We start from the raw sequence: 17297 nt of genomic DNA, 5'->3' as shown, positions 1-17297 counted from the left end.
TGACGAAAGCACCCCGAAGCCCAGCGGGCGCGCGAACGGCCCGGGCGGAGACGACGAGAGGGGCGGATGCCGCGGCATCCGCCCCTCTCGGACGATTCGACTCTCGCGGATCAGCTGCCGCTGGCGGCGATGTCGGGCGTCGCGGCGATCTCGCCGGCCGCTCCGATACCCACGGCGACCTTGTCCTCGCGGGGTGCCGTCGCGAAGACGAACTTGCCGTCCGCGGCATCCACCTTGACGTGGTCGCCGGCGCTGAGCTCGCCGTGCAGGATGCGCTCGCTCAGCTGGTCCTCGATCTCGCGCTGCATCGCACGGCGCAGCGGACGAGCGCCGAGCGTCGGGTCGAATCCGATCTCGATCAGCCGGTCCTTCGCGGCGTCCGACAGCTCGACCGTCATGTCGCGGTCGAGCAGACGGTCGCTCAGGCGCTTGGTGAACAGGCCCACGATCTGGTGGAGCTCGGCCTTGTTCAGCTGCGGGAAGACGATGACGTCATCGACACGGTTGAGGAACTCGGGCTTGAAGTGCCGCTTGAGCTCCTCGTCGACCTTGCCCTTCATCCGCTCGTAGCTCGTCTGCGCGTTGCCCTCGACCTGGAAGCCGACGGGGCCTCCGGCGATCGCCGACGAACCGAGGTTCGTCGTCATGATGATCACGGTGTTCTTGAAGTCGATCACGCGGCCCTGACCGTCGGTCAGACGACCCTCTTCGAGGATCTGCAGGAGCGAGTTGAAGATGTCGGGGTGGGCCTTCTCGATCTCGTCGAAGAGCACGACCGAGAACGGCTTGCGACGCACCTTCTCGGTGAGCTGGCCGCCCTCTTCGAATCCGACGAACCCGGGAGGGGCGCCGAACAGACGCGAGACGGTGTGCTTCTCACCGAACTCCGACATGTCGAGCGAGATCAGCGCGCCCTCATCGTCGAAGAGGAACTCGGCGAGCGCCTTGGCCAGCTCGGTCTTTCCGACACCGGTCGGGCCGGCGAAGATGAACGATCCGGAGGGGCGCTTGGGGTCCTTCAGACCCGCACGCTGGCGGCGGATCGTGCGCGAGAGCGCGGCGATCGCCTCCTCCTGGCCGACGACCCGCTGGTGGAGCGCCTTCTCCATGAACACGAGTCGGCTGGTCTCCTCCTCGGTGAGCTTGAAGACGGGGATGCCGGTGGCCTGGGCGAGCACCTCGGCGATCAGCCCCTCGTCGACCACCGCGTGGGTCGCGACGTCACCCGAGCGCCACTGCTTCTCGAGGCGCAGACGCTCGGCGAGCAGGGACTTCTCCTCGTCGCGCAGCGACGCGGCCTTCTCGAAGTCCTGCTCCTCGCTCGCGCGCTCCTTGTCCTCACGGACCTTCGCGATCTTCTCGTCGAACTCGCGGAGCTCCGGCGGCGACGACAGGATCGACAGGCGCAGGCGGGCGCCCGCCTCGTCGATCAGGTCGATGGCCTTGTCGGGCAGGAAGCGGTCGCTGACGTACCGGTCGGCGAGGTTGGCCGCGGCCACGAGCGCACCGTCGGTGATCTGGACCTTGTGGTGCGCCTCGTAGCGGTCGCGCAGTCCCTTCAGGATGTTGATGGCGTGGGGGATGCTCGGCTCGCCGACCTGGATCGGCTGGAACCGACGCTCCAGCGCGGCGTCCTTCTCGAAGTGCTTGCGGTACTCGTCGAGCGTCGTGGCTCCGATGGTCTGGAGCTCACCACGGGCGAGGAGCGGCTTGAGGATCGACGCGGCGTCGATCGCACCCTCGGCCGCACCGGCACCGACGAGCGAGTGGATCTCGTCGATGAAGACGATGATGTCGCCGCGGGTGCGGATCTCCTTGGTGACCTTCTTCAGGCGCTCTTCGAAGTCACCGCGGTAGCGGGAACCGGCGATGAGGGAGCCGAGGTCGAGCGAGTAGACCTGCTTGTCCTTGAGCGTCTCGGGCACCTCGCCCTTGACGATGGCCTGGGCCAGACCCTCCACGACGGCGGTCTTGCCGACGCCGGGCTCGCCGATCAGCACCGGGTTGTTCTTGGAGCGGCGCGAGAGGATCTGCATGACCCGCTCGATCTCCTTCTCGCGACCGATCACCGGGTCGAGCTTGTTGTCGCGCGCGGCCTGGGTGAGGTTGCGCCCGAACTGGTCGAGCACGGCCGAGCCGCCCTGGGGCGCCTGTGCCTGCTCGCCCGCACCGACGGTCGCGCCGGCGGGCTCCTTGCCCTGGTAGCCGCTGAGCAGCTGGATGACCTGCTGGCGCACCTTGTTCAGGTCGGCGCCGAGCTTGACGAGCACCTGGGCAGCAACGCCCTCGCCCTCGCGGATGAGGCCGAGCAGGATGTGCTCGGTCCCGATGTAGTTGTGTCCGAGCTGGAGCGCTTCGCGCAGCGACAGCTCGAGGACCTTCTTCGCACGCGGCGTGAACGGGATGTGACCGGTCGGCTGCTGCTGCCCCTGACCGATGATGTCCTGGACCTGCTCGCGCACGGCGTCGAGCGAGATGCCGAGGCTCTCGAGGGCCTTGGCCGCGACGCCTTCACCCTCGTGGATCAGACCCAGGAGGATGTGCTCGGTCCCGATGTAGTTGTGGTTGAGCATCTTCGCCTCTTCTTGGGCGAGCACGACCACGCGACGGGCACGATCCGTGAATCTCTCGAACATCGTCAGCCTCCTCCGAGCGCCGGGATTCCGGGCGCTTACGAAAGAGATTAACCAGGCGGGGATACGGGTATGCCCGTGTTCGCCGTCGGCATAGCGCACCGGAGGTTGCGGTTCGGACCATCCAGGACATAACGTTTGTCGATAACAACGAATGTCGATATGAGGAGGACCCGGATGTCGAATGCCTGGGCGATCGGTCCGGTCGCCGTCCTGGGCGGCGTGGGGGTCGTGGTCGCCGTCGCGCTCCTTCTCGTCGCGGCCGCTCGCGCCCGCCGACGTGATGACCCCTCGCCGGTCGTGAGTCTCGCGCTGACGCTCTCGGCGCTGTGGGCGAGCTTCAGCCTGCTGGGCGCCGTCGTCTCGGTCATCCAGAACCTCAGCGCCGACGCCCCGCGGATGAGCGTTCCGGTCGCGCCGTTCTGGCCCGGCCTTCTCCCGGGCGTCACCGTCGACGACGGTCCGACGGCGCGGGTGGTCGGCGGCGGCGTGACCGCCGTCGACGTCGACGTCGCCGGGGTCAGCGGCCTCGCCCGCGGCCTGTGGACGGCCGGACAGGCCCTCTGGGCACTGATCCCCGCCGCCATCGCGGCCCTCATCGCGGTGGCCTGCTTCCAGCTCCTCGCCGGACGCGCGTTCGACCGCACCGTCGTGCGCGCGACCATGGCCACCGCCGTGGTCGTCGCCGCGGGCGGCGTCGCGGCGCAGCTCCTCTCCGACGTCGCCGGCAGCATGGCCTCCCACGAGCTGTTCGCCCTCGTCAGCGCACGGTGGGAGGACATCCCCGGCATCGAGCACCCGCTCGACTGGTGGCCGAACGAGACGCTGAGCATCACCCTGCCGTTCTGGCCCATCGCCGCCGGCCTGGGCGTCGCCGCGCTCGCGGCGATCTTCCGCTACGGCTCGAGGCTGCAGCGCGACACGGAAGGACTGGTGTGATGACCCTGACCCGCGGACCCCGCTCGGATGCGGCCGACGCCATCACCGTCCTCATGCTCGGCATCGGCGCCGCGATCACCGTCGTCCTCACGGTCGTCGCGCGGTTCCTGGACGTCTTCCGCGAGGCCGGCGTCGCCTGGACGATCGACGTCGACGACGAGCCGTTCGCCGCCTCCGCCGGGTCGGGAACGGGCTCCGTCGAGGGCATCGTCGAGAAGGCGCTGGTGATCGCACCCCGGGTCGACGCCGGAACGGCCGCCGCGCTCGCGGCCTCGATCATCCTGTGGGGCGTCGCGTGCCTCGTCGTGATCATCGCCGTGATGTACGTCGCGCGCAGCTTCCTCCGTGGCCGCCTCTTCGTGCCGGCCACGGCGCGCGCCTTCGACGTCATCGGCTGGTCGGTCGTCGCGGGCGGGCTCGCCGTGCTGGTCCTCGAGAACATAGGACGCAACGGCGTGCTGCGGGCGCTCGGCGTCACCGACGTCGAACCGCTGCACTTCCTCGACTTCTGGGCCTGGGCTCCGGTGTGGGCCGTCGGTGTCGCCGTCGGCCTCGTCGCGGTCGCGTTCCGCCGCGGCGTCCGCCTGCAGCGCGACACGGACGGGCTCGTCTGATGGCCGTCGTCACCGACCCCGCCGCGCGGCTGCTCGGGGGCATCACTCAGGCCATCGCCGTGGTGATCGCGCTGGCCGTGATCGCCGGCGGCATCCTGTTCACCGGGCTGCGGACCTCGGCGTCGCTGATGCTCACGGTGAACATCGTTCCGCCGCGGGACCGCACGCCGCGCCTGGGCATCGACAGCGAGGTCGAGACGTTCTACCGCACCGTCACGATCATCGACGAGCACGCGTCGGGCTGGGTGCGCCTGCTGGCATGGCTGCCCAACGCCTCGATGGGCCTGCTGATCCTCGCGGGCTGCGTCTTCGTCTTCGTGCAGACGCGACGGATGCTGCGCGGACGCATGTTCTCGCGGTCGACCACCGCGAGCCTCGCGATCCTGGGTGTGTTGGCGATCCTCGTCGCCGTCGTCGCCCCGATGGTCGACGCGCAGGCAACGGTCATCGCCCTGCGCGACCTCGGGGCGAACAGCCTCGACGCGCGGGCGGGTCTGTACGACGCCCCCGATCTCGGCGGCATCGACGTCGTCGTGCCCGACCCGGCCTGGTCGCCGCGGCTGCTGCTCGCCCGCAGCAACTGGCTGCTGGCCGGAGTGGGCGGCATCCTGCTGCTGGCCGTCGCGGCGGGTCGCGGCGAACGGCTGCAGCGCGACACGGACGGGCTCGTATGAGCCCCGCAGAGGACGACGGCCCGAGCGGGGTCCATTGCCGGCTCGACGAGCTGCTCGCCGAGCGCGGCATGACTCTGACGCGCCTGTCGGAGATCGTGGGGGTGTCGGTCGTGAACCTCTCGGTGCTCAAGAACGATCGGGCCCGCGCCATCCGCTATTCGACGCTCTCGGCGATCTGCCGCGCCCTCGACTGCGAGATCGGCGAGCTGCTCGTGCGCGCCGATTGAGCCGGCGACGCGATCCGGACCGGTGGTCGCCGCGCCTCAACCGAGGCTGAAGCCGCCGTCGCTCGTCAGCACCTGCCCGACCATCCAGCCGCCCGCCGGGCCGCACAGCCACGCGATGAGCTCCGCCGGATCGGCGGGCGTCCCGACCCGCCCGAACGGTGTGCTCGCCAAATAGGCGTCGAGGCCGTCGAGCGAGCGGTCTGCGGTGTCGGCGTCCAGGTAGCCGGTGTTGACCGGCCCCGGATCGACCGTGTTGAGCACGAGGCCGAGCTCGAGCATCTCAGCGGCCACGGTCGGGGTGATGCCGGCGAGCGCGGCCTTGCTCGTGGCGTAGGCGACCTCGCCGATCATCGGACCGTGGACCTGGCCCGACGTCATCCAGACGACGCTCCCCCGCGGCTGGGCGTAGGGCTTGTCGCCGGCGATCGCGTCGCCCGGGCGCCTCGGCGCATCCGAGGCCGGGGCGTGACGGCGCGCGAACTCGGCGGTGAGCAGCAGCGTCGAACGGGTGTTGACCTCCCAGAACGCGTCGAGGCGTTGGGGGGTCATGTCGAGGATGCTTCCGTCGTCGCCGCTCTTGGCGTGGTTGCACACGAGGATGTCGAGCCGTCCCGTGAGCGCTGTCGCGGTATCGATCACCGCGGGCACGCTGGGGAGGTCGCGCAGATCGGCGCCGATGTCATCGAAGCGAGCGCCCTCGACGAGGTGCGACCGGATGCCGGCGCGCACGGCCTCGAGATCGTCGCCGCCCCACGGCTGGTCGAGGTCGTGAGGGCGATGGTGGTGGATGACGATGTGCGCGCCGAGCGTCGCGAGCTTGGTCGCGACGGCGAAACCGATGCCGCGGCGGCGCGAGACACCGGTGATGAGAGCCGTCTTGCCGAGGAGCGGAAGCGAAGCGTGCACGGGACGATCCTCACACCGCTCGCAGCAGCGGGACGCCGCGGCGCTTCAGCGCGTCCAGGCTCGCCGGCGCACCGGACGGGTCGACGACCACTCCCGTCACCTTCTCGAAGGGGAGCACGTCGAACGACGACACCGCCCCGATCTTCTCGGAGCTCCCGAGAACGAACGTCTCGGCGGCACGCTCCGCGAGGGCACGCTTCATCGCCGCCTCGTCCGCGTCGCCGGTCGTGAGGCCCGCCTCGGCGTGGATGCCGGTGACCCCCAGGAGGAAGCGGTCCGCCCGCACCGCGCGCGCCGCCTCGACCGCGGCCGCGCCGCTCGCCACCGCGGAGTGCTTGAACAGTCGTCCGCCGATGATGATCACCTCCGCGGCGTGATGGAGCAGCGCCGCAGCGACGGTGGGGCTGTGGGTGATGATCGTGCAGCGCAGCGCGGGGTCCACGGCCCGGATCGTCGCGAGCGCGGTCGTGCCGCCGTCGATGATGACGGTACTGCCGGCCTCGATGAGCGTGGCCGCGAAGCGCCCGATGCGCTGCTTGCTGTCGGTGGCGACCGACTGCCGAGCGCCGTAGTCGGCGACGGCGGGTGAGGCCGGGACGGCGCCGCCGTAGACCCGGACGGCGAGCCCGGCGGCATCCAGCTCTCGGAGGTCACGTCGGATGCTGTCCTCGGACACCCCGAGCTCCACCGCAAGCTCCTTGGCGACGACGCGACCCTCAACCCGCAGGCGCTCGATGAGCAGGTCCTTGCGTGATGCAGCGAGCATTCCGACTCCTTCACGTTTCTGCACGTTTATGCATACTATCGGAACCGTGACCGATTCCCTCATGATCCTCATCGCCGGCGCCTACGCGTCGGGCACCGACGGCGACCCGGTGCTCATGCGCCGCAACCTCGACCGCCTCGAGGAGGCGGCCTGGCCGATCTTCGCGGCGGGACACGTCCCCATGATCGGCGAATGGGTGGCGCTGCCGGTGCTCCGCAGCGCCGGAGCGGCGGGTCCGACGGATCCGCTCGCCGCGGAGGTCATGTATCCGATCGCCCATCGTCTGCTCCAGCGCTGCGATGCGGTGCTGCGGCTCCCGGGTGCCTCTCGCGGCGCCGACCAGGACGTCGCGATCGCACGGGAGCGCGGCATACCGGTGTTCACATCGCTCGACGAGGTGCCCGGCGTGGCGGCGCACACCGAGGTGGGCGCCGCGGATCGCCGGCGCACGGACGACGACTGATCCTGGACGCACGTTCACCGGGAGTTCCCAGGAACGGCGCGATCTGGATAGTGTGATCCGACGTGACCCTCTCCCGCCGCCTCGCCGTCCTGCCCATCGCCGCCCTCGTCGTCGCGCTCGTCGCGACCGGATGCAGCGGATCACCCTTCTCGTCCGCGCAGGCGCCCGTGCGCGACGAGTCGGGCGCCATCACCGAGACCAACGAGAGCACCGACGTCTTCGCCCTGCGGGTGGGCGACTGCCTCCTCGACGCAGGCTCGATGGACACGGAGGTCAGCGAAACCCCCACCGTCCCCTGCGCCGAGGCCCATGACTACGAGGCGTACGAGGCGCAGGACATCCCGGGCGAGGAGTTCCCCGGCGACGAGGCTGTCGCGACGCAGGCGGAGCAGGTCTGCTACGACGCCTTCACTCCGTTCGTCGGCATGTCGTATGAGGAGTCGGTGCTCAACTTCAACTACTTCGTCCCCACGGCCGCCAGCTGGGATGCGGGCGACCGCGAGATCCTCTGCCTCGTGTACGACGAGGCGGCCCAGACGACCGGGAGCCTCGCCGGCGTCGCACGCTGAACCTCGCTCGAGACACGGAGGCCGACAGACCGGGCAGTGGTGGCCGCTGAGCGGCGGCGACCGTGACCGCGCGGCGACCACCCGTCGCTCGGTCCGGTTCGCGCGAGGATTCGACAGCGCGCGCGACCTGCCCCCAGGATGAGCACATGCCGAGCGCCACCCGGACCTCGCGCGCCGCCGCCCGCGGCCCGTACGCGAAGAGCGCCCGCACCCGCACTCTGATCCTCGATGCCGCCTTCGCCGTCTTCGCCGGCGCCGGGTACCGCAGCGGCTCGCTGCGCGAGATCGCCGAGCGCGTCGAGATGAGCGAGGCCGGCCTGCTGCACCACTTCCGCACCAAGGCGCAGCTGCTGCTCGCCGTCCTCGACCACCGCGACGAGCTCGCACAGAGCCGGTTCGAGTTCGACGCCCACTCCGGCCGGCGTGCTCTGGAAGACCTCGTCGCGCTCGCGGACTACAACTCCACGATCCCGGGAGTCATCGAGCTGTTCTGCACTCTGTCGGCCGAGTCCACTTCCCCCGACCATCCGGCCCACGAGTTCTTCCGGAACCGGTATGTGCGCAGCCGCCAGCTCGTCGTCGATGCACTGACGGTGATCGGGACCGAGGGGGGCCTGCGGCCCGGCGTCGACATCCGCAGTGCGGCCGCACGCTCGATCGCCGTCTGGGACGGACTCCAGATCCAGTGGCTGCTGGACCGCTCGAGCCTCGACATGGCCGACGAGCTGCGCGCCTGCTTCGACGAGCTGCTCGTGCACGACCTCGCCGCCCCCCAGCGAGCCGTCGCCGTCTGAGCCCTGTCGGCCCCATCCGTCGGAGAGCTCAGCGCGCGAACGGCACGAAGCGCACGGTCTGGCCGGGCCGGAGGTCGTCGACGACCCCGCGGTACGGGGCGGCGATGTCGCCGATCCGCGCCTGTCCGGCGTCCAGAGGACGCTCGGCACGCATCAGATGCACCTCACCGCGGTAGCGGCCGTAGGCGTCGAGATCGACCTGCAGGCTGCCGGGCTCGCGCACGTCGGCGTTGCGGATGCGCGACGGCCGGATGCCGCCCCGCGAATCGTCGAGCCGGAACGCGGTGGCGGCCTCCTCGACACGCAGATGCCACGGTCGATCGAGCAGGACGGATGCCGCCGGGTCGAGCCCGACGACCGGAAGGGTCACCGTGCCCGAGGCCTCGAACTCGGCAATCCACTCCGCGTGGTCGTCGGCCACCGCCCCTTCGGCGCACGCGACCCCCGCCTTGGGCACGAGGCGGCGCAGCTGCAGATAGGTGCGCCAGGCGTTGCGGTACCGGTGCTCCTCGAGCGTCGGAAGCCCGAGGTGCAGCGGGGCGCGGAACTCCCGCTCGCCCGGGATGAAGACGACGACCGGAAGGCCGCGCTCCTCGAACAGCCGCGACTGCGCCTGCAGGTAGGGAGCGGTCAGTCCCGTCTCGGGCCGGGGGTAGAAGTTGTGCCACCCCACGAGCGGCAGACCGTCGAGCGCGTCGACGAAGGCGGCGTCCACGGTGCTCGCGTTCACCGCGATGCGGCATCCCGATGCCGTCGCGATGTCGCGGATCTCGACCGGATCGAAGCCGTAGTCCAGCCGCAGCATCGTGATGCCGCGGCCGGCGAGCCAGCCCCAGCCATCCGCGCCCGCGACGAGGTGGGTCAGCGCAGCGGGCGAGACGTCGGCGCAGAACGTCGCCCCGGTCGTCTCGTGGACATCGCGCAGGACGTCGCCGAAGGCGGCGAGCTCGCCCGTGTCGACCATGTGCAGCGAGGTGAACAGCATCCGCTCGCCCGCGCTCGCGTCGGCGCCGGCGATCGCCTGCGCGACGACGGCCCGGCGGGTCTCGGGGGCGTCAGTCGGGTAGATCGAGAACAGCATGCGTGCCCCTTCCGGCTCAGCCGAGACGCTCGACCATGTGCTCCTTGAACCCGAAGAACCAGGTCAGCAGGAAGCCCATGATGTACGAGATGACGAGGCCGCCGACGTACCAGAGCCACGCGCCGTTGGTGATGACCGCCGTCATGAGCACGCCCGACAGCCCCAGCGCCCCCGCCCCGAACCCGTCGGTGACCTGGATGCCGTAGGCGATGAAGGCACCGCCGAACCCGCCGCCCAGGCACGCGGTGATCAGCGGGTAGAACAGCGGCAGCGAGACGCCGTAGATCAGGGGCTCGCCCACCCCCAGCACCCCGATCGGGAGCGCGGCGCGGATGATGTTCTTCAGCCGCGAGCTCTTGGTCTTGATGAAGATCGCGATCGCCATGCCGACCTCGCCGGCTCCCGCCATTGCGAGCACGGGCAGGAGCTCGGTGAAGCCGTGGTCGGTGATCAGCTGCGCGTGGATGGGGGTGAGCCCCTGGTGGATGCCGAGCATGACCAGCGGCAGGAACAGCGACGAGAGCAGGTATCCGCCGACGACCCCGCCGCGCTCGAGCGCGAAATCGATCAGCAGCCAGTTGATGCCCTGCATCAGCAGACCCGAGATCGGCATGATCACGAAGATGCACACGACGGCCCCGATGAGGAGGGTGACGACGGGGACGACGAACAGATCGGCCCACGCGGGCACGCGCCGCCGCACCCACTTCTCGATGACCGTGAACAGCCAGGCGGTGATCATCACGCCGATGATGCCACCGAGCGCCGGACGCAGCTCGCCGAACAGGGGCAGCACGAGCGGCTGCGCAGGGGTCAGGACGGTGCCGTCCGGGCTGGTCGTGGCCGCGATGCCGGCGAGCGCCGGAAGGTACGAGATCGCACCGGCGATGAGCCCGAGCACCGGGGTGCCGCCGAACTCCTTCGCGGTGTTCAGGCCGACGATCAGGTTCAGCGATGCCACCACGATGGTGCCGAGCGCCGCGAACACCAGGAACCAGGGGTTGCCGGCGACGCTCGGGTCGATGAGCTTCCAGATGTTGCCGATGGCGACGACGAGGCCGCAGGCGATGAAGCCGGGGATGATCGGCACGAAGATGTTCGCGATGTGCCGGAACAGCCCGTGCACGCGCGAGGTGTGCTTCGACTTGACCTTCTGGGTGTTCTGCTGCTGCAGCGTGCGCAGGTCGGCCGACGCGTCGACGGGCTCGCCGCCTCGGGCTGCGGCGGTGCGGCCACCGGCGGCCGCGGCGATGTCGGCGACCTCGTCGGCGGGATCGTCGACCGCTGCCTCGGCGGGCGCGTCGGCGATCTCGGAGAACGCATCGCGGAGGCGCTGCGCGTGGCCGGGCCCCACGACGACCTGCAGCTGCGGCCCGTCGACGACGCCCATCACCCCGGGTAGCCGCTTGAGGGCGGCGACATCCGCCTTCGACGGGTCGTTGAGGTTCACTCGCAACCGCGTCATGCAGTTGGTGTACGACGCGATGTTCTCAGACCCGCCGACGAGCGGCAGGATCTCCTCGCTGAGCTTGGAGTAATCCACGGTGGCTTCCTTCCGGCGGGCGGGGTTCGGGGTTCAGACGCGCGGCCGCACCGCTTCGCGGACGAAGCCCGCGCCGGCGCTCAGTCGCTCACGGGCGGTACCGGTGTCGACGCCGCAGAGGATCGCGACGATGGCTGTCTTCGCGTGGCCGTCGGCGCTGTCCAGCGCACGCGTCGCGGTCTCGACGTCGCAGTCGGTGGCGGCCTGCACGATGCGCACGGCGCGTGCGACGAGCTTCTCGTTGCTCGGTCGGACATCGACCATGAGGTTGCCGTAGACCTTGCCGAGGCGGACCATCGTGGCGGTGGAGATCATGTTGAGCACGAGCTTCTGACTCGTGCCCGCCTTGAGCCGGGTGGAACCGGTCAGCACCTCGGGGCCGTTGTCGACCTCGATCGCCACGTCGGCGTGGTCGCTGATCTCGGCGTGCGGGCTGCAGGAGAGCGCGACGGTGGCGGCGCCGACGCTGCGGGCGTGATCCAGAGCCCCGAGCACGTAGGGCGTTCGACCGGATGCCGCGATGCCGACGAGGACGTCGCGGTCGGTGAGGCCGATGCGGACGAGATCCGCCACCCCGAGCTGTCGGGAGTCCTCGGCTCCTTCGACCGCGCGGAACATCGCCTCGGGGCCGCCGGCGAGCAGCCCGAGAACCTGTTCGGGATCGGTGCCGAACGTCGGCGGGCACTCGGCGGCGTCGAGCACGCCGAGGCGTCCGCTGGTGCCGGCTCCCAGGTACACCAGGCGACCTCCCGCCGCGAGGGCTGCGACGATCAGCTCGACCGCCTGGGCGATGTGCGCGACCTCGGCCTCGACCGCCGCGGCGACACCGGCATCCTCGTCGTTCATCACGTGGAGGATCTCGGGGATCGTCATCGCGTCGAGTGCGCCGGTCAGCGGATTGGCCGTCTCGGTCGCTGGCGTCGGATGTGCGGGTGTCACAGTGCTCTCCTGTCGGATCACCTGGCATGTTGTTTCACAAACTGTCGTAGGTGCGGCATGTTTTGTCAAGATCTGTGGAAGACTGGAGCGACTTCCCGAGGAGGCACATGGACGGCGACGTCCTCGAAGCGATTCGCGCGATCACCCCCCGGCTGCGACCCGCCGAGGTGCAGGTGGGACGGGCGGTCCTCGACGATCCCCCGTTCGCGGTCACGGCCACGGTGGCGACCCTGGCCGAACGCGCCGAGGTCTCGCAGGCCTCGGTCGTGCGGTTCGCCAAGAGCCTCGGGTTCGCCGGCTACCCGTCGTTCCGCGTCGAGTTGGCCCAGGAGGTGTCGCGCCGTGCCCTCGAGCTGGAACGCTCGAACATCGCCGAGGGTGAGCTCAACCCCTCGGACTCGCCCGCCGAGATGGTCGCGAAGGTGGCGTTCCACGAGGCCCGCACCATCGAGCAGACCGGACGCATGCTCGATCTCGACGCCCTCGAGCGCATCGCGACGGCCATCGCCGAGAGCGAGCGGGTCGTGACGTTCGGCGTCGGGGCATCGGGCCTGGCCGCGGCCGACCTCGCGCAGAAGCTGCAGCGCATCGGGATCATGTGCCTGAGCTCGCACGACACGCACGTCCAGCTCGTGCACGCCGCCCTCGCGGACGCCCGCACCACCGCCATCGCGTTCTCGTTCAGCGGCGGCACGATCGACGTGCTGCGGGCCCTCGAGGTCGCCGACCGCGCCGGGGCCTTCACCGTGGCCATCACGAACGACACCGACTCGCCGCTCGCCGCGGCGGCAGGCGCGACGCTGCGCACCCCGGCCCGGGAGGCGACGCTGCGCGCGGCCGCCCTGGCGAGCCGGATGGCGCAGCTCGCCGTCGCGGATTTCGTCTTCATCCGCGTCGCGCAGCTGCGCTACACCGACCTGGACGCCGCTCTCAGCGCCACCCGCGAGGCCGTCGGCGCCCAGCACCTCGACCCTCGCGCGCGCTGAGCCGGGTTCCGGCCCCGCACGAGCCCCGCACCGTCAATGCCGGCAGCAGGGTGACGTGGCGCGGCGCGGATCGCGGCCGACCTTCTTCGACGATGCGTTCGGTCAGCACCCGCAGCGCCTCGTGTCCGAGGTCGCGTCGTGGCGCCGTGACAGCGGTGAGCGGAACGAGCGCGAGTGAGGCGGTGTCGTCGTCGTACGCGACGATCGCGAGGTCCTCCGGCACCCGGATCCCGCGGTCGACGGCCATCTCGACCAACCGAGCCGCGTGTACATCCGTGTGGACCAGAACCGCTCGGGTGCCGGTGGCACGGCACTCGTCGATGAGCCTGCCCAGCGCTTGGTCGAGGCCGTCCTCGTCGTCCTTCGGCAGGACGATCTCGGGCGCGGCGGCGAGCCCCAGCCGCTCGACCGCCCGCGCGCGACCTTCGCGGATGAGAGGAGCGGTCGGGGTGCGGTCGAAGATCGCGAGGCCAACGCGCTCGTGGCCGAGCGCAGCGAGGTGCTCGACGGCGAGGACCGCGCCGCCGGAGTGGTCGGTGCGGGCACTGTCGAAGGACGCCACCGCCGTCGAATCCAAACGTCGCTCGAGGAAGATCACCGGCACCGGGATGCTGCGTGCCCACTCGGCGAGGTCCGCCTCGCTCCGATCGCGAACCGTCGGGGCGAGGACGATCCCGTCGACACCGAGTTCGACGAGGCGCTCGACCTGGCGTCGCTCGAGATCGTGGCGGTACTGCGACGTGGCGAGGATGAGGCGGGTGCGTAGTCCTCGGGAGGCGGCATCCATGCCCTGCACGATCGCGGGGAAATGACCGACCGACGACGGCACGACGACGCCGATCCGGGTGCGGGCCGACTGCGGCGCGGGCGACGAGGCGATGGAGATCGCGCCGCCGTGCACGCGGACGAGCCGACCGGACCGCTCGAGCTCACGGATGTCGCGGCGGATCGTCACCTGCGCCACCCCGAGGTCCTCGGCGACCTGGGCGGCACTGACGCTGCCGTACACCTCGATCTGGCGGAGGAGATGCTCCTGCCGTCCCCTCGGCAGCAGGTTTCGTGTCGCCATGGCCTGCTCCTTCGCGTCGGTCGGCTCGACCCGATCGGGGATGTCGCGGATTGCTCGAAATTGTCCGAGTGGGCCGCGACGACCGGAGAGTCGTCCACGATCGTACGGTGATGTCACTGCACGACGGCCCCCATCCTCCGTTCGACGGCGGTCACCGCTCCTGGCAGCAGCTCGCCGACCGTCTCCTCGCGGGCGCGCTGCACCATGCATCGCCGACAGGGGCCCTGGTGAACATGCCCGGGCCATCGAGCGCATCGGGCGCATGGAGCGACGGCATGGAGGGCTTCGCACGCACATTCCTGCTCGCCGCGTTCCGCGTCGGCGGCGCGCGCGGCGGGGATCCGAACGGGGTGCTCGAGCGATTCCGCACGGGGCTGATCGCCGGCGTGGATCCTCGGGGCCGTGAGCGGTGGCCGCGGATCGCGGAACGTCGACAGGCGGTCGTCGAGGCGGCATCCGTCGCGATCGCCCTGTCGGAGACGCGGCCGTGGCTGTGGGACGGGCTCGAGCCCCGACATCAGCAGCATGTCGTGGACTGGCTCTCGGGAGTCGTGGGCACGACGGGTTACACGAACAACTGGGTGTGGTTCCAGAACGTGATCGAGGCGTTCCTCGCGAAAGTCGGCGGTCCGTGGCGTCAGGCCGACCTCGACCGCAACGCCGAGCTGCAGGAGAGCATGTACATCGGCGACGGCTGGTACTCCGACGGGGCGGGGCCGGCCGGGGTACGCCAGAGCTTCGACTACTACGCCGGCTGGGCGTGGCACGTCTACCCGCTCCTGCACGCCCGCATCGCCGGCGTACCGCTGGCCGGTGTGCACCGAGACCGCCTCGCGATGTTCATCGAGCAGGCTGCCGAGCTCATCGGATCCCGCGGCGCACCGCTCCTGCAGGGGCGTTCGCTGACGTACCGCTTCGGAATGCTCGCCCCGTTCTGGGCGGCCGCGATCGCGGGAGTCAGCCCGCTTCCGGCCGGAACGACGCGCGCGCTGGCCGCCGACGTGGTCTCGCATTTCCTGGATGCCGGAGCCGTCGACGATCGCGACGTGCTGCCCATCGGGTGGCACCGCGAGTTCCTGCCGCTTCGCCAGGTGTACACGAGCGGCTCCTCGCCGTACTGGGCGAGCAAGGGGTTCCTGGGCCTGCTGCTGCCGGCCGATGACGCCGAGTGGACGACACCGGCCGACCGCCCTGAGGGCGGCAGCCGCGCGACACGGGCGCTGGCCGCACCCGGGTGGATCGTCGTCGGGACCCCCGACGACGGCATCGTGCGCGTCCTCAACCACGGTGCGGACGGCTTCCGGGGTCCTGCCGGCGCCGTCCGCACCGACAACCCGTTCTATCAGCGAGTCGCGTACTCGAACCTGACCTCGCCCGAGCTCTCCCCTGACGCGATCGCCCGTCCGCTCGACTCGCACGTGGCGCTCCTCGATGCCGGCGACGCGCCGTCCCACCGGGACGCGATCGAACGAGTTCACCTCACCGACACCGTCGCGGTCTCGCGGTCGCGCGTTCACTGGCTCGACACCGCGAACGCGGATGCCGCGACCTGGGCATCGCTGCGTCGCGGCCCCGTCGTGACCACCGCGTCGGTGGTCCACGGGCCGGCCGAGCTGCGTCTGGCCTGGTGGACACCGCCCGCAGACCTCGAGCACCCCTCCGCCGCCCTCGCCGCCGACGAGGTCTGGCCGGACGATCCGGGTCCGTGGCGATTCCGGATCGGCGGGTGGCCCCTGCCCTTCTCCGGGCCCGAGCCGAGGATCACCGCCGCCGCCGCCACCCGTGCGGATGGTGTTCGAAGCGCCGTGCTCCCCGTCCGCGGACTCGATGAGGCTGGGACGACGATCCGGTCGGGATCGAACCCGTTCGCCGATCATTCGGCGACACCGTGGGCCGCGCAGTCCGCGACCGCCCGGGCCGGCGAGATCGTCGCCGCGCTCGTCACGCTGTCGGGGACGGCGTCGGACGAGGAGCCATCCGCCCTCGCGGGCATCGACGTCGACACCGGGAACCAGACGGTGCGCGTCCGCTGGCGCGACGGCACGGTCGATCAGGTGCCGACTCACGCGCAGGTGCAGGCGTGAACGCGCCCCGGGCGATGTTCGCCCTCGAGGATGCCGCCCTGATCGGCGAGCTCTTCGGCGCGTCGGACCTCGGTCGGCTCCGCGATCTCGTGCGCCTGGACCCCCACGTCGTGACGCGGGCCGATCCCCGGGTCCCCCGCGCCGCGGCCCGCATCGAGATCCTCATCACCGGGTGGGGGGCACCGCACCTCGACGGCCCTGCGCTGGACCACTGGCCCGAGCTGCGCGCCGTCTTCCATGCCGCCGGCTCGGTGAAGCGCGTCGTCTCTCCCGCACTGTGGGAACGCGGCATCCGCGTGTCCAGCAGCGCGGCCGCCAATGCGCTGCCCGTCGCCGAGTACACCCTCTCGATGATCCTGCTCAGTGCCAAGCGCGCCCTGCACACGGCCGACGCGTTCCGGCGTGGCCAGGACATGGCCGCGGCCCAGCCGCGGGGACGTTTCGGCGCCTACGGCATCACGGTCGGGATCGTCGGCGCCTCCCGCATCGGACGGCGGGTGATCGAGCTCCTCCGCCCCTTCGACATCACGCCGGTCCTCTACGATCCGTCGCTGTCCGCGACCGAGGCCGCCGATCTCGGTGCGCCGCTCATGTCGCTGGACGGCCTGCTCCGGGTGTCGGATATCGTCAGCCTCCATGCGCCGTCGCTGCCGGAGACCCGGCGCATGATCGGCGCACCCCAGCTGGCCGCGATGCGCGATGGCGCGACGCTCATCAACACCGCTCGAGGCGACCTCGTCGACACGGACGCGCTGCTGGCCGAGCTCGCACACGGCAGGCTGGCGGCCGTGCTCGATGTCACCGATCCGGAGCCGCTGCCCCCGGGACACCCGCTCTTCACCGCACCGGGGGTCACCCTCACCCCGCACATCGCCGGTTCGCTCGGGAACGAGCTGAGTCGGGTGGGCCATCAGACGGTCGACGAGATCGCACGTTATGTCTCGCGGGGCTCGCTCGCATTCGAGATCCACCGACGCGACCTCGCGACCATCGCCTGAGAGGACGCCTTC

Annotated in this window: 17 protein-coding genes; 10 read left to right on the top strand and 7 right to left on the bottom strand. The window is 70.7% G+C overall.

Going from position 1 to position 17297, the window contains the following annotated elements:
• Window positions 1–110: 110 nt before the first annotated feature.
• Window positions 111–2636 carry an ATP-dependent Clp protease ATP-binding subunit gene (locus HW566_RS10075; RefSeq protein WP_178012549.1) on the bottom strand — a complete coding sequence of 842 codons (2526 nt, stop codon included), beginning with the start codon at window positions 2634–2636 and terminating at the stop codon, window positions 111–113.
• 174 nt (window positions 2637–2810) lie between these two features.
• Here HW566_RS10075 and HW566_RS10070 point away from each other — a divergent pair, with 174 nt between their 5' ends.
• From HW566_RS10070 to HW566_RS10055, 4 genes are read left to right on the top strand one after another with little or no spacing between them, the layout of a single operon-like run.
• Window positions 2811–3572 (top strand): hypothetical protein, encoded by a 762-nt coding sequence (locus tag HW566_RS10070; protein WP_178012548.1) that lies wholly within the window; start codon window positions 2811–2813, stop codon window positions 3570–3572.
• The gene (locus HW566_RS10065; RefSeq protein ID WP_178012546.1) at window positions 3572–4186 is read left to right on the top strand and encodes a hypothetical protein; all 615 of its coding nucleotides are present in this window, start codon (window positions 3572–3574) and stop codon (window positions 4184–4186) included. Before HW566_RS10070 ends, HW566_RS10065 begins: the two co-directional genes overlap by 1 nt.
• A complete protein-coding gene (locus HW566_RS10060; RefSeq protein WP_178012545.1) occupies window positions 4186–4860 on the top strand; it encodes a hypothetical protein in 675 nt (224 codons plus the stop codon). The genes HW566_RS10065 and HW566_RS10060 overlap by 1 nt, the downstream gene beginning before the upstream one ends.
• Window positions 4857–5087, top strand: a complete 231-nt coding sequence (locus HW566_RS10055) for a helix-turn-helix domain-containing protein (protein ID WP_178012543.1) — start codon at window positions 4857–4859, stop codon at window positions 5085–5087. Before HW566_RS10060 ends, HW566_RS10055 begins: the two co-directional genes overlap by 4 nt.
• 36 nt (window positions 5088–5123) lie before the next feature.
• On the opposite strand, the gene HW566_RS10050 is transcribed toward HW566_RS10055, so the two are convergent.
• Both HW566_RS10050 and HW566_RS10045 read right to left on the bottom strand, forming a co-directional pair.
• On the bottom strand, window positions 5124–5993 hold the full coding sequence (locus HW566_RS10050; protein WP_178012541.1) for an SDR family oxidoreductase: 870 nt from the start codon (window positions 5991–5993) through the stop codon (window positions 5124–5126).
• Between the two features lie 10 nt (window positions 5994–6003).
• Complete coding sequence (locus tag HW566_RS10045) at window positions 6004–6759, bottom strand: DeoR/GlpR family DNA-binding transcription regulator (RefSeq protein WP_178012539.1); 756 nt, start codon at window positions 6757–6759, stop codon at window positions 6004–6006.
• Between the two features lie 46 nt (window positions 6760–6805).
• On the opposite strand from HW566_RS10045, the gene HW566_RS10040 reads away from it, so the two are divergent.
• From HW566_RS10040 to HW566_RS10030, 3 genes are all read left to right on the top strand, one after another.
• Window positions 6806–7222 carry a DUF4406 domain-containing protein gene (locus HW566_RS10040; RefSeq protein WP_256728666.1) on the top strand — a complete coding sequence of 139 codons (417 nt, stop codon included), beginning with the start codon at window positions 6806–6808 and terminating at the stop codon, window positions 7220–7222.
• Between the two features lie 62 nt (window positions 7223–7284).
• On the top strand, window positions 7285–7791 hold the full coding sequence (locus HW566_RS10035; protein WP_178012537.1) for a septum formation family protein: 507 nt from the start codon (window positions 7285–7287) through the stop codon (window positions 7789–7791).
• Between the two features lie 146 nt (window positions 7792–7937).
• Window positions 7938–8585 (top strand): TetR/AcrR family transcriptional regulator, encoded by a 648-nt coding sequence (locus tag HW566_RS10030; protein WP_178012535.1) that lies wholly within the window; start codon window positions 7938–7940, stop codon window positions 8583–8585.
• Between the two features lie 28 nt (window positions 8586–8613).
• On the opposite strand, the gene HW566_RS10025 is transcribed toward HW566_RS10030, so the two are convergent.
• The 3 genes from HW566_RS10025 to murQ are packed head-to-tail and all read right to left on the bottom strand — an operon-like array spanning window position 8614 to window position 12148.
• Complete coding sequence (locus HW566_RS10025; RefSeq protein WP_178012533.1) at window positions 8614–9666, bottom strand: MupG family TIM beta-alpha barrel fold protein; 1053 nt, start codon at window positions 9664–9666, stop codon at window positions 8614–8616.
• 16 nt (window positions 9667–9682) lie between these two features.
• A complete protein-coding gene (locus HW566_RS10020; RefSeq protein WP_178012531.1) occupies window positions 9683–11209 on the bottom strand; it encodes a PTS transporter subunit EIIC in 1527 nt (508 codons plus the stop codon).
• Between the two features lie 33 nt (window positions 11210–11242).
• A complete protein-coding gene (gene murQ / locus HW566_RS10015) occupies window positions 11243–12148 on the bottom strand; it encodes an N-acetylmuramic acid 6-phosphate etherase (protein ID WP_256728665.1) in 906 nt (301 codons plus the stop codon).
• A 107-nt stretch (window positions 12149–12255) separates the two neighbouring features.
• Between murQ and HW566_RS10010 the strand changes: the two genes are divergently transcribed.
• Window positions 12256–13134: a MurR/RpiR family transcriptional regulator gene (locus tag HW566_RS10010; RefSeq protein ID WP_178012529.1), complete on the top strand. Its 879-nt coding sequence runs from the start codon at window positions 12256–12258 to the stop codon at window positions 13132–13134.
• Here HW566_RS10010 and HW566_RS10005 read toward each other — a convergent pair.
• A complete protein-coding gene (locus tag HW566_RS10005) occupies window positions 13079–14203 on the bottom strand; it encodes a substrate-binding domain-containing protein (RefSeq protein ID WP_178012527.1) in 1125 nt (374 codons plus the stop codon). The two genes, HW566_RS10010 and HW566_RS10005, sit on opposite strands and share 56 nt — an antisense overlap.
• A 110-nt stretch (window positions 14204–14313) precedes the next feature.
• Between HW566_RS10005 and HW566_RS10000 the strand changes: the two genes are divergently transcribed.
• Both HW566_RS10000 and HW566_RS09995 read left to right on the top strand, forming a co-directional pair.
• The gene (locus HW566_RS10000) at window positions 14314–16287 is read left to right on the top strand and encodes a DUF2264 domain-containing protein (protein WP_178012525.1); all 1974 of its coding nucleotides are present in this window, start codon (window positions 14314–14316) and stop codon (window positions 16285–16287) included.
• The gene (locus HW566_RS09995; RefSeq protein ID WP_256728664.1) at window positions 16284–17285 is read left to right on the top strand and encodes a hydroxyacid dehydrogenase; all 1002 of its coding nucleotides are present in this window, start codon (window positions 16284–16286) and stop codon (window positions 17283–17285) included. The genes HW566_RS10000 and HW566_RS09995 overlap by 4 nt, the downstream gene beginning before the upstream one ends.
• The last annotated feature ends 12 nt before the right edge of the window (window positions 17286–17297 follow it).

The sequence above is a fragment of the Microbacterium oleivorans genome (genome assembly GCF_013389665.1).
GTDB lineage: Bacteria > Actinomycetota > Actinomycetes > Actinomycetales > Microbacteriaceae > Microbacterium > Microbacterium oleivorans_C.
Note: the sequence above shows the minus strand (reverse complement) of the source record. Positions and strands in the feature narration are given on the sequence as shown.

Coding starts and splice junctions, on each gene's coding strand:
- HW566_RS10075 (WP_178012549.1), bottom strand. CDS start 2,636: ATGTTCGAGAGATTCACGGATCGTGCCCGTCGCGTGGTCGTGCTCGCC.
- HW566_RS10070 (WP_178012548.1), top strand. CDS start 2,811: ATGTCGAATGCCTGGGCGATCGGTCCGGTCGCCGTCCTGGGCGGCGTG.
- HW566_RS10065 (WP_178012546.1), top strand. CDS start 3,572: ATGACCCTGACCCGCGGACCCCGCTCGGATGCGGCCGACGCCATCACC.
- HW566_RS10060 (WP_178012545.1), top strand. CDS start 4,186: ATGGCCGTCGTCACCGACCCCGCCGCGCGGCTGCTCGGGGGCATCACT.
- HW566_RS10055 (WP_178012543.1), top strand. CDS start 4,857: ATGAGCCCCGCAGAGGACGACGGCCCGAGCGGGGTCCATTGCCGGCTC.
- HW566_RS10045 (WP_178012539.1), bottom strand. CDS start 6,759: ATGCTCGCTGCATCACGCAAGGACCTGCTCATCGAGCGCCTGCGGGTT.
- HW566_RS10030 (WP_178012535.1), top strand. CDS start 7,938: ATGCCGAGCGCCACCCGGACCTCGCGCGCCGCCGCCCGCGGCCCGTAC.
- HW566_RS10025 (WP_178012533.1), bottom strand. CDS start 9,666: ATGCTGTTCTCGATCTACCCGACTGACGCCCCCGAGACCCGCCGGGCC.
- HW566_RS10010 (WP_178012529.1), top strand. CDS start 12,256: ATGGACGGCGACGTCCTCGAAGCGATTCGCGCGATCACCCCCCGGCTG.
- HW566_RS10005 (WP_178012527.1), bottom strand. CDS start 14,203: ATGGCGACACGAAACCTGCTGCCGAGGGGACGGCAGGAGCATCTCCTC.
- HW566_RS10000 (WP_178012525.1), top strand. CDS start 14,314: ATGTCACTGCACGACGGCCCCCATCCTCCGTTCGACGGCGGTCACCGC.